Here is a 14156-nt window from a genome sequence, read left to right as displayed (position 1 = left end):
AGGTGCCATTATTGTGCCGCTACTCAGGAAAACCGTTTTGACATGGGTCAATGCGCCGCATCAAACAGTGGCAGGCAAACCGAAAAAAGCGCGTGCGCTGGCGGTGCTGTGTTGGGCCAGGTCTTCCACGTTTTCGTTGCGGTGCAGGGCGACTTCGCGCAGTACCTCCGGCAGATAGGCGGGCTCGTTGCGACCATTTTTCGGTTTTGGGCGCAGTGTGCGTGGCAGCAGGTAGGGCGCGTCGCTTTCCAGCATCAGACGGCCTCGGGGAATTTCCCTGACAAGTGGGTGCAGGTGCGTCCCACGGCGTTCGTCGCAGATCCAGCCGGTGATACCAATGTGCAAGTCGAGGTCGAGGTAGCTGAACAACGCTTGCTGTTCGCCGGTAAAGCAATGCACCACGGCGGCGGTGAGGTGGTCGCGGTAGCCCTTGAGGATCTCCAGCAGGCGCACGTTGGCGTCGCGTTCATGGAGGAACACCGGCAGTTTCAGCTCGACGGCCAAGGCCAGGTGTTCTTCCAAGACTTTTTCCTGCTGGGGGCGGGGCGAGAAGTCGCGGTTGAAATCCAACCCGCATTCGCCCACGGCACGCACGCGGCTTTCACCGAGCAATCCACGCAAGCGCTGGGCGCTGTCGCCGTTCCAGTCGCTGGCGGAGTGGGGGTGAATGCCGGCGGTGCTGAACAGGCGTTGAGCGCTTTCATCCTGTTTTATGCAGAGCTCCAGGGCCTGTTCGCTGCCCTCGACGCTGGTCCCGGTGAGTACCAATTGTTGCACGCCGGCGGCGTAGGCACGCTCGAGCACGGCCTGGTGCTTCTCGTCGAAACTGGGGTTGGTCAGGTTGACGCCGATATCAATGAGTTGCATGGTGCTATCTCCGCCTGCGGCCGGAAAGCATATCAGAGCTGTAGATTTATAAGAAAATCGAAGAACTACAACGAGTTATAGCTGTCTTTGAACGTCGCAAGTGACATTGTGTTTGGCTCAACGCCTTGCCCGTGCCACCGTTGCGCGCAAAGTCTGCGCATTAAGCGCTCTGTTTCTGACTCCCACGCCTTCATTTTTCGCGAGGGCGTTGGCCAGTATTCTTTCCGGAGAGCGGATGATCCGACCCTCGGCGTTGCTTATGTTGTGCCTGACGTTATGGCTGCCCCTGGAGGCGGTCGCGCGTCTGGACGGGCCGCTGGAAGTGACCAAGCCCGGCAAGGTTCGCGATCTGGCGGAGATTCGCTCGAGCCGCACCCTGCGCGTATTGGTCAACCAGAGTCGCAACAGTTCCGGCGAGGTTCAGGGCCAGGCCATCGGTGTCGAATACCATCGCTTGCGCGCCTTCGAGCAATACCTCAACGGCCACGCCCGTGATGGCCAGGAAATCAACCTCAAGATCATTCCCAAGGCCAAGGACCAGTTGCTCGGCGCGCTGGCGCGTGGCGAGGGTGACCTGGTCGCACCCGGTGAATTGCTGGATGTGAAGGCCGTGCACAAGATCAGCACCAGCGACCCGATTGCCAGCGATGTGCCGCTGTGGCTGGTAGGCGTGAAGGGCGAGCGACGGTTCACCAAGTTGGAGCAATTGTCCGGGCGTACGTTGGCGTTGACCACCGGCAGCGCGGCGGCGGATGCCATCAGCCAGGTCAACCAGAAGCTGGCCCTGCACAAACAGCCACCGATCAAGGTGGAATGGGTCGACCCGACCCTGGCCGTGGAGGATGTGCTTGAGATGGTTCAGGCGGGGATTTTCCACCTGACTATTGTCGAGAAGCCGATTGCCGAGCGCTGGTCGAAGATCCTGCCCAAGTTGCGTTTCGATAAGCAGGTGGTGGTCAGTGCACCCGGTGACGAATATTGGTTTGTGCGCCAGGATGCGTCGATGCTGCGGGCCAGCATCGATCGATTTCTCAAGACCTATCGAACCCCCTCCGATCAGGACGTGGCGTTCCAGCGTATCTACCGTCGCCTCTATCAGGTGCGCAACCCGCTGGCCCGCGTCGACCGCCAGCGCCTGGAAAAACTGCGCCCCGTCTTGCAAAAGCATGCTCGCGAGCAGGGCATGGACTGGCTCAACCTCGCTGCGCTGGCCTTCAAGGAGTCGGCGCTTGACCCGGGTGCACGCAACAGCGGTGGCCCCACCGGCCTGATGCAGATCACGCCGTCGGCGGCGCAGCGCGTGGGGGTCAACAACATCGAGAACCTCGATAGCAATGTGCAGGCGGGGGCACGCTACCTGGCGATGATCCGTCGCAAGTTCTTCGCCAGCCCCAAGCTCAATGAGCGTGAGCGCATGGCCTTTGTGCTGGCGGCCTACAACATGGGGCCCGAGCGGGTGCAGGGCATGCGCACCGAGGCCAAGCGCCGGGGGCTCAACCCCAATCAGTGGTTCTTCCAGGTTGAACGCATAGCCATGGAGCAAGTAGGGATGGGCGGCGTCAGCTATGTTAATAGCGTCAACAAATACTATTTGGCGTTCGACCGGGAACGGGAGTCCCTGGAGCCGCCGACGCCGAAAATCGCCTCGCGAAAGTAATCGGTTATTTCGATATTAATCAGGCATTTTTTCGGCTTTTATCATTCTTTAAACTGATTAATATAGCGGCCAACCAACCCCTACTTAGAAAAGGATTATCACCATGAGCCCACTGATCAAAAGCATTCTGTCTACCCGCGCCGGCTACGGCCTGACCCTCTTGCGTATTGTGGTCGGCATCATCTTCGCCGCCCACGGCTCGCAAAAACTCTTTGGCTGGTTTGGCGGCTACGGTCTGGCGGGCACTGCCCAGTGGATGGAAAGCATCGGCCTGGCCCCAGGTACCCTGATGGCGCTGCTGTCGGGCGGTACCGAGTTCTTCGCGGGCTTGGCGCTGATCATCGGCCTGCTGGCTCGCCCAGCGGCATTGGGCCTGACTATCCTGTCGCTGGTGGCGATTTTCTCGGTGCATATCCATAACGGTCTGTTCATGGCTAACAACGGTTATGAGTTCGCACTGGCCTTGCTGGGCGGCTCCCTTGCGGTGCTGCTGGAAGGTGCCGGCAAGCTGTCTGCCGACCGCGCCATCGCTCACTGATCATTCTGCAGAACCCTGAATCGGCCCGCCATGCGCGGGCCTTTTCGTTGCTCGAGATTCTTGACACCGCCCCACCGGCTTCTCTAGGATGCCGCTCATGCGCCGATTTAAACAGCTAATTGCGGGGCGCCATGGGTGATCGTTATCGATCCCGACAGAAGCATGCTCCATGCTTCGAAATTCCGCTAAAGCGCTGGTTCGGTGTTGCCTCTCACCTGCCCGCAGACTTTTGAGGCAGAGACACGACACAATGAGTGCATTACGCCCCCTGATACGCCTGGCTCCGATCACTGCGGACCTCACTCAACGCAATCCGAAAATTCTCCTGGGCGGCAAGCACCAGCCGACGCTGTTGCGTTACCTGGATGGTTGGCCGCGTCGCACAGGCCGACCGTCAGCGTTCCTCATCCAGTTTGTCGAGGACGGCGATTCCCTGGCGCGTTTTGCCAGCAACAGTTTTGACCTCGCGGTTATCCAGGCCCCCAGCGCCAGTGATGCCGATGAGGTCATCCGCGAATTGACCCGCGTTGCCCGGCAGGGGCTGATAGCCCGTCGTTGAACGCTCAGTGAATCACGTTGCCGGCTTGCAGCCGACGACGGCGCTGGCGTAGAAAGACCGTCCAGGCGATCAGGCATAACGTCAGCGGTATGGCAAAGATCACGACCAACTTGATGACCAGTTCCAGGCGACGCACCTGGGCATACGCTTGGTGCTGCAAGGCATGCAACTCCATGGGCAGGCGCAGGCGTTCTTTGTTGAGTGCTTGTAGTTGGGTGGTGGTGTCCACGGCCTGAGTGCCGAGGGTCGTTGCCCAAGGGGTCAGCCGCTGCCATTCCTGCTCGGTTCGTAGCAGGCGTCGTTCCAGTTCACCGGCCTTTGAGCGATAGGCGTGTCTTGCGGCTTCCCGCATGTTCTCCAGTACCGTCGGCGGCATTTGCTGCGCCACTCGAGGACGAATCGCAGCAAGCCTGTCGGGGACGGACAGGTTATCCAATGTGTTCAGGACAAACAGGGCGTTGCTGTCTGGCGCCGAGTCGCTGACCTTATCCGTGAGCATGTCCGTGTCCGCAATGACCACGACGTGGATCTGCGTCGCTTTCTGCAAACCTGGCGGCTGCCCCTTGATGCCATCGGGAAATACCGAATAGGTCGGTCCCTCGATACGCGCGGCAATGACATGGCGTTGCTCTTTGCTCGCCGCCTCTTCAATCAATGCGTCGAATGGGGCTGCGCTGGTAAAACTGGTGGCATCCAGCAGCACCGATTGCTCGGAACTTTGCAGGAGAGGGGTGAAGGTCGTTCGACTTTTACTCAGTCGGATAAGGGCGCCACTGCTCGAGGCGGTCACCCTATTGAGGATCCATGTGCTGATATCGTTTGGGTTCATTGCCTGCCGGGGCAGGTTCAACCTGGCCTGATTGGGGGCGTTTTGGGTTTCCAAAGGCGTATAGAGGTAGTCGAACACCAGCGTGTGCGCCGGCATCTGGATGCCCCAAGCGGCAAGCAGTTCGTCCAGCCGAGTGTTGACTGGACCGGCGTTGGCGCGTTGGTCGCTCAACGGGTCGATAAACATCATCAACCTACCGCCTCTCAATACAAATTGTTCAATCCCGTACAGGGTTCGCTCAGAAAACGTCTGAGGGTGCACAACCATCAGTGTGTTGATGTTTTCGGGTATTTGCGCGGCGGACGGTTCCAGATTCACCAGATCGAATTCATGCTGCAGCGCCTTCAGCAGTCGACTTGCAGATTCGTCCATCGCCAGACCCGACAGCAGCGCAATCACTGGGCGCTGCGGGTGCTGCAACTTATAGAGCAGATGGCTGATTTCATACTCGAGCAACGGCTCCCGGTCGAGGCTGAAGGATCCAATACGTCGCACGCCGTGACCGGCGCGGGTGGCTATAAGGCCGAGAAATCCAGCGTTGTCGTCGAGACCCGATAGCCGGGCTTTGTAGGCGTCTTCCGAAAAAGGTGCAGGTTCAATAACGTGCAGGTTGATCATGCCCTTGGCGTTTTTCTCGTACTCTTTCAGCAGATCTTCAATCCGTTTGCCGTAGCGTTTCACGGCGTAGCTTCTTTTCGGATGGTTGTTTGAATTGAAATAATATAAGTCCACTGGGCTTTCCAGTGTCGCGAGTAGTTGTTGTGCCGGCAGCGATAAAGTGTGAACTTTTTGTTGAGAAAGATCCCACCTTGCATCAGGAATTTTACCTATCCAAACCAAGTTAAAAGCCAGGAATAGCAGCAAGATAACGGTAAGTGTCATACCGATTCGCAGAATGGACCGCATTAAGGGTTTCCCTTCTCAGCTGTGTTTGTAGTTGAGTGTGACCGTGGTCGCAGTGAGAAAGGCGAGGATCATGCTGAAGAAGTAAAGTAAGTCGTGAAGTGTGAGTTTTCCATCGTCGATGCTGCTGAATCGCCAGGAAGGACTGAGGGACACTAAACTGTCGGCCAACCCTATAGGCACTTGGTGCTCAAGCGCATCCAGTAGAGAAGAAAGCCCGCTGGCTGTGAGCAATAAACCCACGGTCAGTACGAAAATGACCGTGCGCTGACATACAAGCGCGCAAATAAAACATCCCGCGGACAGGTAGCCCCCCGCCAGCAGCCAGCTTGCCAAGAATTGCGAGGCGATCACGCTGTTGTCTGCCTTACCCAGATAGTTGGCGATAATAACGAGAGGGAACATCAGCAACAGGCTGGTGCCTGCCACGAGCCAGGCGGCGATGAATTTTCCGATGACCCATTCAAACAGCGTGATGGGCATGGTTTTCATCAGGCCGTAAAACCCCGCGTTGGTTTCATCCGACCATAGTTGCGTCGCCAGGGCGGGAATCAGGAGCAGATAGAGCCAAGGATGGAACTGGAAAAACACCTGCAGGTCGCTGCCATTTTGTTCCAGCCACGGGCTTATGTAGAACCCCAGTGCCACCGACAGCATCGGAAAGATGGCGATGCTCAGGTACGTACTGGGTGCGCGCGCATAGCTGGTGAGCTGACGCTTTAAAATGACGGGCAATAGTTTCAAAGGGGCGCCTCCTGGCTCAGGTGGTGGACCACATCATTCAGGCGACCTGGCTCCAGGTTCAGTGAATTGATTTTCCAGCGGCGGCTGGCAATCAGCGTGTTGATATGGGGATAGATGGTGTGTCCCGGCATGGCGAGAACGGTCACCGTACCGGGTGCATGCCGGTGCTCTTCGATGCCTGCTACGCCTGGCAGTACGGCCAGTGCGAGTAAATCCAGCGGGGTCTCGGCACTGAGCGTGACGGCCTGGAAGTGGCGCGAGTCGCGCTGTAGATCGGGAAGGGGGGTATCGGCCACCAGGCGATCGCCTGCAATGACCAAGGCACGGGTACACAGCTCGGACAATTTATCGCAGTGGCGAGAGGCGATGATCACGGTCATTTCTTGCGTCAATGAATGGATCAGCGCCTGGAATGTACGCCTCTGATCAGGCGCGAGTCCTTCGGTGGGTTCATCCAGCAGTAAAAGGGAAGGACCATGTAGGATGGCCTGGGCGATGGCGACTTTGCGATTCCAGCCGATGGAAAGAGCGTCGAGCGGCGCGTTGAGCACCGCAAACAACTCCAGTCGCGCGATAGCCTGTTCCAACCTGGCGCGCTTTTCGGCACCGTGGAAACCACGGAGGGCAGCGATGAAGTCAAGGAACGCTTTGACGGACATCGTCGGATGGCCGAGGTCCTTGGACAGTTGATAGCCGACGAGTTGCCTCGCCTTAAGTGCGTGGGTTTGTGTGTTGAACCCTTGGATATTTATAGAGCCGCTGGAGGGTTGCGTTGAACCGGCTATTACATTGAGCAGGGCTGTCTTGACAATAGGGTCTTGCCCGAACAGCCCCAGACATTCTTGTGGGTGTGCAATGAATGAAAAGTCACTGATTATTGTTGTGTTACCCGTGTGTTTTGTCAGATTGCTTATTTCGATCATTTTTTTACCGAATAAGTTTGGCATGACGTAGGGGGGCTAAAAAAGGGTACGGGTAATGATCGTTTTTGGGAACGTCGATCAGTCTTAATAAGAGAAGTCCTACGTGCGAGTCAGGCGGGCCACTGAAACAATGGGTGGTGTTTTAGAGTGTCCAAATTTCGAGTGTTTATTTGTTGTTTATGTAAACTTTCTGCCCCGCATATTGAGGCCTGATTGCCATGATGCTGCTACGTACCCTTGTTCTTGAACGCAATGGTCAGGATGCTCCGGTTAACGGTGCCTTGCTCTGTGGGTTTGCTGTAGGTCAGGCGGCCTCCAACTTTCTTGTTTATAGTTTGGATGAAGAGGTCGAACCCGGAAGTTCGAGGGTTTATATCGCGGCCTTGCGTAAGAAACTTGACCGCTATTTTTTGAGTGGCGTTGAGTCCAAGGAAGATCTGCAAGTAGCCTTGCATGTGTTCAAGCAAATACTGACGTTGGCCGCGTCTGGCATTAAGGCGGGGGGTGTTACCGAAACGCAGGTGCCCTATCATTTTCTCGATTTGAAAGGTTGCAAGCTGCCGCCTGCCAGGCCCGAGGATCATCATTCGGTGATCATCAAGAAGGCGTTGGTGATGAAAGTGATCACCTTGGGCATGTCGGCGCCAACGCTACCGGCGATCGAAAGTGCCTCAGTGATCGTGCCGTCCATTCGGTTCTCGTCGCAAATGACTTCTCCTCCCAAAGGAGCGGGCGCATCCGAGCCTTCCCGGCCGCCGGTGCATGAACAACCTGTTGAGGAGCCCCGGCAGGCGCGCGTCGAAGCGCCCGTGATCATGACGCCGGCCGTGCCTGCTATCCCGCATGAGCCTGATGCGCCGACGCAATCGAATCTCCCTGCATCCGGCGAGCACAGTACATTGTTCGAAGTCGACAGCACCTTGACCAACCTTGCCCGTGTCGCTCAGGAGCTGACCCAGCAAAAACGCGCAGCACTCGAACGGGAGTCGGCACTTGAGCAATGGCAGGCGCGATTGCAGCAAGAGCAGAGTCAACTGGATCAGAAGGTTCGAGAACTGGAGCAACGCACCACTCAACTCCATGACCATTCGCTTGCTGTCAGCCAGAGGGCTGAAGCCCTGAAGGCCATGACGTCGCAGGTGTCGGGCTTGCGCCAGAGCCTGCGGGGCATGCTGCTGGAGCTGGATCAGGCGTTGGATGGCTAGACTGGCCTGGCTACTTTCACGGGTTCATTTATCATCAGGGCCAGCCAGCCGAGGCCCGGGTGTGAAACCCAGGTATCTCGGTACCTATGGACATGCCTGGGGATGCACGCGTTTGAGTACCAAGCTGATTACCAAAGAAGGTCATGAAGCGCTGAAAAAGGAGTTGGATTACCTGTGGCGTGAAAAACGCCCGGACACCACGCGCAAAGTGACATGGGCGGCCTCGTTGGGCGACCGCAGCGAAAACGCTGACTACCAGTACAACAAGAAGCTGCTACGCGAGATCGACCGCCGCGTGCGCTACCTGCGCAAGCGTCTGGAAGACATGCGCGTGGTGGAGTACATGCCCGAGCAGGAGGGCAAGGTGTTCTTCGGTGCCTGGGTGGACATCGAAAACGAGCAAGGTGAGACCAAGCGTTTTCGCATTGTCGGTTATGACGAGATTTATGAGCGCATGGACTACATCTCCATCGATTCGCCGATGGCCCGTGCGTTGTTGCGCAAGGAAGTGGACGATGAGGCCATCGTTCAGACCCCCAGTGGTGACGTGTGCTGGTGGATCACCGGGATCGAGTACGTGAAGTGAGCGAAATGGGCCCGCATTCTGTGAGGAATGCGGGCCCATCGCGTTTTAACCTTCGCGCAACACGGTCAGCGGGCTGGCATTCAGTGCGCGGCGGGTGCCGAACACACCGGCACCGCCGATCAGCACCGCACCGATCACCGGCAGCAGCAACAGCCACGGGTGAGGGTGCCAGGCCAGGTCAAACGCGTAGCGGTACAGCACGAACGTCACCAGCTCGGTGCCCAGCGCCGCCAGCAGCCCGCTGACGGCACCCAGCAAGCCGAACTCGATACGCCTGGCCTTGACCAACAGCTTGCGCTCGGCGCCCAGTGCGCGCAGCAGCGCGCCTTGGCGGATGCGCTCATCCAGAGTGGCTTGCAGGCCGGAGAACAACACCGCCATGCCTGCTGCGAGGACGAACAGCAACACGTACTCCACCGCCAGGGTCACTTGGGCGAGGATGCTGCGTAGCTGCTCCAGCAGCGCTTCGACTTGCAGGATGGTCACCGCCGGGAACGCCCTGGACAGGTCGACGATTTGTTGGTCATGGCCTGGCGCAAGGTAGAAGCTGGTCAGGTAGGTGGTCGGCAGGTCCTTCAAGGTGCCCGGCTGGAAAATCATGAAGAAGTTGGGCTGGAAGTTATCCCAATTGATGGTCCGCAGGCTGGTCACCCGCGCTTCACGATTTTCGCCGCCCACCGTGAACACCAGGTGGTCATTGAGCTTGAGCTTGAGGCTTTCCGCCACCTTGGCCTCAACAGAAACGCCAGGGATTTCGTCGGCGGGTTGCTGTGACCACCACGAGCCTGCGGTGAGTGCGTTGCCCGGCGGCAGGTCGGCGGCCCAGGTCAGGCTCAGGTCACGTTGTACCGCACGATCGCCGCTGGAGTCCTTGCTGACGATTTCCTGGACCGGTTCGCCATTGATACTGATCAGGCGGCCCGGCACCACGGGGTACAGCGGCGCCGATTGTGCCTGCACTTCCAGCAAGCGTGCGCCGAAGGCTTCCTTGTCGGCCGGCAGGATATTCAAGGCGAAATAGTTGGGCGCGTCCTTGGGCAGTTGGTTTTGCCAGGTGTCGAGCAGTTCGCCACGCAGCAGGGCGATCAAGCCCATGGACAGCAGGATCAAGCCAAACGCCAGGGATTGACCGGCGGCTGCCAGCGGGTGACGCAGCAATTGGCCCAGGCCCAGGCGCCAAGGCAGGGAGGCACGTGCCAGCAGGCGGCGCAGGCTTTGCAGCAGGAGCAGCAGCAGGCCGCCAAGCACCAACGCAGCGACCACGCCACCGCCGAGCAGGGCGAACGTCAGCACTAGGTCGAGGCTCAAGCGCCACATGATCAGGCCCAATGCAAACAGCGCCGCGCCGTAGACCATCCAGGTACTGGAGGGGATCGGCAGCAGGTCGCGGCGCAACACCCGTAGCGGTGGTACGCGACCCAAGGCGGCCAAGGGCGGCAGGGCGAAACCGGCGAGGGCAACCAGACCGGTGCCGATCCCGGCAATCGCCGGTAATAGCCCGCCGGGTGGAACGTCCGCCGGCAGCAAGTCGTGGAGGAAGTAGAACAGGCCAAACTGCGCCAGCCAGCCGAGCAGGGCGCCGGTCAGGCTGGCCAGCAGGCCGAGGACGCTCAGTTGCAGGCTGAACAGCAACATGGCTTCCCGACGTGACAACCCCAGGCAGCGCAGCAACGCGCTGGCGTCGAAACGTCGGGCGGCAAAGCGGTTGGCCGACAAGGCCACGGCCACGCCGGCCAGCAACACGGCCACCAGGCTGGCCATGTTCAGGTAGCGTTCGGCCTTGCCCAGCGCGCCGCCGATCTGCTGGTTGCCGTCCCGTGAATCCTGCAGACGCTGGTTGGCGGCGAGCCCCGGCTTGACCAGGTCACGGTAGGTTTGCAGCACCGTGCTGCCCTGTGGCCCGCGCCATAATTCGCGGTAACTGACGCGGCTGCCGGGCTGCACGACGCCGGTGGCGTCCAGGTCCGCCAGGTTGATCATTACCCTGGGCGTGAGGCTGTAGAAGTTGCCGGCGCGGTCCGGCTCGTAGGTGAGCACGCGGGCGAGGCGCAATGTCTTCATGCCCACATCGATGCTGTCGCCGACCTTGAGGTCGAGTGCCGTCAGCAGCCGCGCCTCCACCCAGGCTTCACCGGGTTTGGGGCCGCCGCCTGGCGTCTCGTCACCAAAGGGCGCAGCGGCGCTTTTCAGCTGGCCCCGCAGGGGATACTGCTCGTTGACGGCCTTGATGCTGGAGAGCTGGATGCCGTTATCGGTGGCGATGACGCTGGAGAATTCCACGACGCGGGCGTGATCCAGGCCCAGCTCGGTGCCGGACTGGATTTGCTCGGTGCGGGCCGGCGAGCTGCCTTCCAGCACCAGGTCGGCGCCGAGGAATTCGGTGGCGCGCAGCAGCATCGCGCCGTTGAGGCGCGCACCGAAGTAGCCGATGGCGGTGCTGGCGGCCACGGCCACCAACAGGGCGAAGAACAGCACGCGCAATTCGCCGGCGCGGGCATCGCGCAGCAATTGGCGCATGGCAAGGCTGAACAGACGCAACAGCGGCAAACGTGCCATCAAGGCTCCAGGGGCGCGACCATCAGGCCGGCTTCAAGGCGGATCAGGCGTCGGCAGCGGTGGGCCAGGCGCTCGTCGTGGGTGACCAGCACCAGGGTCGTGCCGCTCTCTTTGTTGAGTTCGAACAGCAGGTCGCTGATGCGCTCGCCGGTGTGGCTGTCGAGGTTGCCGGTGGGTTCATCGGCAAACAGCACGTCCGGTTCTGCGGCAAAGGCACGGGCAATCGCCACCCGTTGCTGCTCGCCACCGGAGAGTTGGCGTGGCGAGTGGGTCAGGCGCTGGCCCAGGCCTACACGTTCCAGCAGGTGCCGGGCGCGTTCGCGGGCGTCTTTGCGGCCGTCCAGCTCCAGCGGCAGCATGACGTTTTCCAGCGCGTTGAGGCTGTCGAGCAGTTGGAACGACTGGAACACGAAGCCCACGTGCTCGGCACGGATGCGTGCGCGCTGGTCTTCGTCCAGGGTGCTGAGGGCTTGGCCGGCGAGGGTGACTTCGCCGCTGCTGGGCAGGTCGAGGCCGGCCAGCAGGCCCAGGAGAGTGGATTTGCCGGAACCGGAGCTGCCGACGATAGCCAGGCTATCGCCCTTGTTCAGTTCCAGGCTCAGTTCGTGCAGGATAGTCAGTTCACCTTCCGCGCTGGGAACCACTTTGCTAAGGTTCCGCGCGGTGAGAATGCTTGCGCCCATGGAGAATCCGATGCGAATGTGGTTTTTGAGTGCTGGCCTGGCCTTGATGTGCATGGCCCAGAACGCAGCGGCGGGTACAGTCCTGATCGTTGGCGATAGTATCAGTGCCGGTTTCGGCCTGGATACCCGCAAAGGGTGGGTGGCACTGCTGGAGCAACGGCTCAAGCAGGAGGGTTTCGACGATAAAGTGGTCAACGCCTCCATCAGTGGCGACACCAGTGCCGGAGGCCTGGCGCGGCTGCCGGCGGCGCTTGCAGAGCATAAGCCTGACGTGGTGGTGATCGAGTTGGGCGGCAATGATGGCTTGCGCGGGCAACCGCCGGCGCAATTGAAACAAAATCTTGCATCGATGATTGACCAGTCCAAGGCCGGCGGTGCCAAGGTGTTGTTGCTGGGTATGCAGCTGCCGCCCAACTATGGCCCGCGATACACCACCGCATTTGCCGAAGTCTATGGTGTGTTGGCCAAGGAAAAAAACGTCCCGCTGGTACCGTTTTTCCTCGATGGCGTGGGCGGTCATCCGGAGCTGATGCAGGCGGATCAACTGCACCCGGCGGTCGGCGCCCAGGGCAAGTTGCTGGAAAATGTCTGGCCGACGCTAAAACCACTGTTATGACGCTTTTCTACCGGCAGGCTTTCGGCTAAGGTGGCGCCCCCCCGATTTGGAGCCCTCGATGTCGCGTCCTGCCTGGTCCCTGTTTAACTATCAACTGATCGAGCCGGACGAGCAGCTGGATCTGTTCGCCTGCCAGGAAGTGCGGGTGCATCTGGTGACGCGTCAATTGGAACTGGGCGGCACCATCGATCGCACCTTGTGCGGCACGCTATTGCCGGCGCAACCGCGTTGGTCGCTGGTGGATCGTTCGATCTTCCAGGACCAGCGCCTGTGCCCTTTGTGCCGCGCCATCCTGGAGTCCCAGAAGCGCGGGACGCCGCCGATCTGGCCGGAGTTGCGTTTCGAGTTGTAGGGGGCAGCTAGAAGCGCGCTTCACGTATACAATCGATGTTTACCTACCCGTCGTTCTGCGAAGGATTTTCCGGATGTTGTCGCGCCTTTCCGTCGTCACCTGCTGCCTGTCCCTCGCTGCACTTTGTGCGGTTGGCTCCGCTTCAGCCTTGCAGTTGCCTTTGCCTCCACCGGGTGAAGACATCGTCGGCCAGGTCCAGGTGATCAAGGCCAAGTACGAAGACACCTTTGCCGACCTGGGCACCACCTATGACCTGGGTTATTCGGAGATGGTCGCCGCCAACCCCGGCGTGGATGCGTGGTTGCCGGGGGCGGGCACCGAGATCGTGTTGCCGACGCGCTTCATCCTGCCGCCCGGTCCTCGGGAAGGGATCGTGATCAACCTGGCGGAATACCGGCTCTATTATTTCCCCAAGGGCCAGAACGTGGTCTACACGTTCCCGTTGGGGATCGGTCGTGAAGGCTGGGGTTCGCCCATCGCCCACACCAGCATCATTGCCAAGACACCCAACCCGACCTGGACCCCGCCCGCGTCGATCAAAGCCGAGCACGCCGCCAACGGCGACCCGCTGCCTAACGTGGTGCCGGCCGGCCCCGACAACCCGTTGGGCCCGTTCAAGTTCACCCTGGGCACGCCGGGTTACCTGATCCACGGCTCCAACATGAAATTTGGTATCGGCACGCGTACAAGCCACGGCTGCTTCCGTATGTTCAACAACAACGTGCTGGAGATGGCGGGCATGGTGCCGGTGGGCACATCGGTGCGCATCATCAACGATGCCTACAAGTTCGGCAGCAGTGGCGGCAAGGTGTACCTGGAAGCGCATACGCCGTTGAACGATGACGGTACGCCGTCGGTGGTCGACAAACACACCGCGGTGATCAACGCCTTGCTCAAGCGTGAAGACCTGGCCAACAACCTGCGGGTCAACTGGGATCAGGTGCGTGACGTGGTCGCGGCGGAAGATGGGTTGCCGACGGAAATCGGCGTGCCTGGCGCAGCCTCGGTCGCGGTAAGCGCTCCGATCGAGCTGCAATAGGCGCGAGATCACTGTGGCGAGCAGGCTTGCTTAAAGGGTCCTCAAAAGCGGGGACTGCTGCGCAGTCAACGGGAGCAAGCGCCCTCGCCACAAAAAGCC

14 protein-coding genes are annotated in these 14156 nt (G+C 59.9%); 8 read left to right on the top strand and 6 right to left on the bottom strand.

The annotated features are described in order from the left end of the window. Nucleotides 1–60: 60 nt before the first annotated feature. Entirely contained in the window at nt 61–867 is an 807-nt protein-coding gene (locus tag QCBJ_RS11870) for a TatD family hydrolase (RefSeq protein WP_093546043.1), read from the bottom strand. 235 nt (nt 868–1102) lie between these two features. Here QCBJ_RS11870 and QCBJ_RS11865 point away from each other — a divergent pair, with 235 nt between their 5' ends. The 3 genes from QCBJ_RS11865 (at nt 1103) to QCBJ_RS11855 (ending at nt 3621) form a co-directional block, all read left to right on the top strand. Further along, nucleotides 1103–2524 (top strand): transglycosylase SLT domain-containing protein, encoded by a 1422-nt coding sequence (locus tag QCBJ_RS11865; protein WP_012722969.1) that lies wholly within the window; start codon nt 1103–1105, stop codon nt 2522–2524. A 103-nt stretch (nt 2525–2627) separates the two neighbouring features. Next, a complete protein-coding gene (locus QCBJ_RS11860) occupies nt 2628–3062 on the top strand; it encodes a DoxX family protein (RefSeq protein WP_012722970.1) in 435 nt (144 codons plus the stop codon). 250 nt (nt 3063–3312) lie between these two features. Next, nucleotides 3313–3621 (top strand): hypothetical protein, encoded by a 309-nt coding sequence (locus QCBJ_RS11855; RefSeq protein WP_102060871.1) that lies wholly within the window; start codon nt 3313–3315, stop codon nt 3619–3621. Nucleotides 3622–3625: 4 nt separating this feature from the next. Here QCBJ_RS11855 and QCBJ_RS11850 read toward each other — a convergent pair whose 3' ends face one another. From QCBJ_RS11850 to QCBJ_RS11840, 3 genes are read right to left on the bottom strand one after another with little or no spacing between them, the layout of a single operon-like run. Continuing rightward, complete coding sequence (locus tag QCBJ_RS11850) at nt 3626–5356, bottom strand: Gldg family protein (protein ID WP_102060870.1); 1731 nt, start codon at nt 5354–5356, stop codon at nt 3626–3628. 15 nt (nt 5357–5371) lie between these two features. Further along, on the bottom strand, nt 5372–6097 hold the full coding sequence (locus QCBJ_RS11845) for an ABC transporter permease (protein WP_012722973.1): 726 nt from the start codon (nt 6095–6097) through the stop codon (nt 5372–5374). Next, nucleotides 6094–7020 carry an ATP-binding cassette domain-containing protein gene (locus tag QCBJ_RS11840; RefSeq protein WP_102060945.1) on the bottom strand — a complete coding sequence of 309 codons (927 nt, stop codon included), beginning with the start codon at nt 7018–7020 and terminating at the stop codon, nt 6094–6096. Before QCBJ_RS11840 ends, QCBJ_RS11845 begins: the two co-directional genes overlap by 4 nt. Nucleotides 7021–7238: 218 nt before the next feature. Between QCBJ_RS11840 and QCBJ_RS11835 the strand changes: the two genes are divergently transcribed. Both QCBJ_RS11835 and greB read left to right on the top strand, forming a co-directional pair. Next, nucleotides 7239–8225, top strand: a complete 987-nt coding sequence (locus QCBJ_RS11835) for a hypothetical protein (protein WP_012722975.1) — start codon at nt 7239–7241, stop codon at nt 8223–8225. A gap of 112 nt (nt 8226–8337) precedes the next feature. Next, nucleotides 8338–8811 (top strand): transcription elongation factor GreB, encoded by a 474-nt coding sequence (gene greB / locus QCBJ_RS11830; RefSeq protein ID WP_012722976.1) that lies wholly within the window; start codon nt 8338–8340, stop codon nt 8809–8811. 45 nt (nt 8812–8856) lie between these two features. Here greB and QCBJ_RS11825 read toward each other — a convergent pair whose 3' ends face one another. Then, the gene (locus QCBJ_RS11825) at nt 8857–11367 is read right to left on the bottom strand and encodes an ABC transporter permease (RefSeq protein WP_102060869.1); all 2511 of its coding nucleotides are present in this window, start codon (nt 11365–11367) and stop codon (nt 8857–8859) included. After that, the gene (locus QCBJ_RS11820; protein ID WP_005786391.1) at nt 11367–12050 is read right to left on the bottom strand and encodes an ABC transporter ATP-binding protein; all 684 of its coding nucleotides are present in this window, start codon (nt 12048–12050) and stop codon (nt 11367–11369) included. The genes QCBJ_RS11825 and QCBJ_RS11820 overlap by 1 nt, the downstream gene beginning before the upstream one ends. Nucleotides 12051–12060: 10 nt before the next feature. Between QCBJ_RS11820 and QCBJ_RS11815 the strand changes: the two genes are divergently transcribed. From QCBJ_RS11815 to QCBJ_RS11805, 3 genes are all read left to right on the top strand, one after another. Further along, nucleotides 12061–12666, top strand: a complete 606-nt coding sequence (locus QCBJ_RS11815; protein WP_012722978.1) for an arylesterase — start codon at nt 12061–12063, stop codon at nt 12664–12666. A 58-nt stretch (nt 12667–12724) separates the two neighbouring features. Beyond that, complete coding sequence (locus tag QCBJ_RS11810; protein ID WP_043205006.1) at nt 12725–13018, top strand: hypothetical protein; 294 nt, start codon at nt 12725–12727, stop codon at nt 13016–13018. 73 nt (nt 13019–13091) lie between these two features. After that, the gene (locus QCBJ_RS11805; RefSeq protein ID WP_102060868.1) at nt 13092–14057 is read left to right on the top strand and encodes a L,D-transpeptidase family protein; all 966 of its coding nucleotides are present in this window, start codon (nt 13092–13094) and stop codon (nt 14055–14057) included. The last annotated feature ends 99 nt before the right edge of the window (nt 14058–14156 follow it).

This window comes from Pseudomonas sp. QC2, assembly GCF_002859085.1.
GTDB lineage: Bacteria > Pseudomonadota > Gammaproteobacteria > Pseudomonadales > Pseudomonadaceae > Aquipseudomonas > Aquipseudomonas petroselini.
The sequence above is the reverse complement of the archived record's forward strand: the minus strand, read 5'-3'. Positions and strand labels throughout refer to the sequence as shown.

Excerpts from the sequence above, each read along its gene's own strand:
- QCBJ_RS11870 (WP_093546043.1), bottom strand. The coding sequence starts at position 867 with ATGCAACTCATTGATATCGGCGTCAACCTGACCAACCCCAGTTTCGAC.
- QCBJ_RS11865 (WP_012722969.1), top strand. The coding sequence starts at position 1,103 with ATGATCCGACCCTCGGCGTTGCTTATGTTGTGCCTGACGTTATGGCTG.
- QCBJ_RS11860 (WP_012722970.1), top strand. The coding sequence starts at position 2,628 with ATGAGCCCACTGATCAAAAGCATTCTGTCTACCCGCGCCGGCTACGGC.
- QCBJ_RS11855 (WP_102060871.1), top strand. The coding sequence starts at position 3,313 with ATGAGTGCATTACGCCCCCTGATACGCCTGGCTCCGATCACTGCGGAC.
- QCBJ_RS11850 (WP_102060870.1), bottom strand. The coding sequence starts at position 5,356 with ATGCGGTCCATTCTGCGAATCGGTATGACACTTACCGTTATCTTGCTG.
- QCBJ_RS11840 (WP_102060945.1), bottom strand. The coding sequence starts at position 7,020 with ATGATCGAAATAAGCAATCTGACAAAACACACGGGTAACACAACAATA.
- QCBJ_RS11835 (WP_012722975.1), top strand. The coding sequence starts at position 7,239 with ATGATGCTGCTACGTACCCTTGTTCTTGAACGCAATGGTCAGGATGCT.
- QCBJ_RS11825 (WP_102060869.1), bottom strand. The coding sequence starts at position 11,367 with ATGGCACGTTTGCCGCTGTTGCGTCTGTTCAGCCTTGCCATGCGCCAA.
- QCBJ_RS11820 (WP_005786391.1), bottom strand. The coding sequence starts at position 12,050 with ATGGGCGCAAGCATTCTCACCGCGCGGAACCTTAGCAAAGTGGTTCCC.
- QCBJ_RS11815 (WP_012722978.1), top strand. The coding sequence starts at position 12,061 with ATGCGAATGTGGTTTTTGAGTGCTGGCCTGGCCTTGATGTGCATGGCC.
- QCBJ_RS11810 (WP_043205006.1), top strand. The coding sequence starts at position 12,725 with ATGTCGCGTCCTGCCTGGTCCCTGTTTAACTATCAACTGATCGAGCCG.
- QCBJ_RS11805 (WP_102060868.1), top strand. The coding sequence starts at position 13,092 with ATGTTGTCGCGCCTTTCCGTCGTCACCTGCTGCCTGTCCCTCGCTGCA.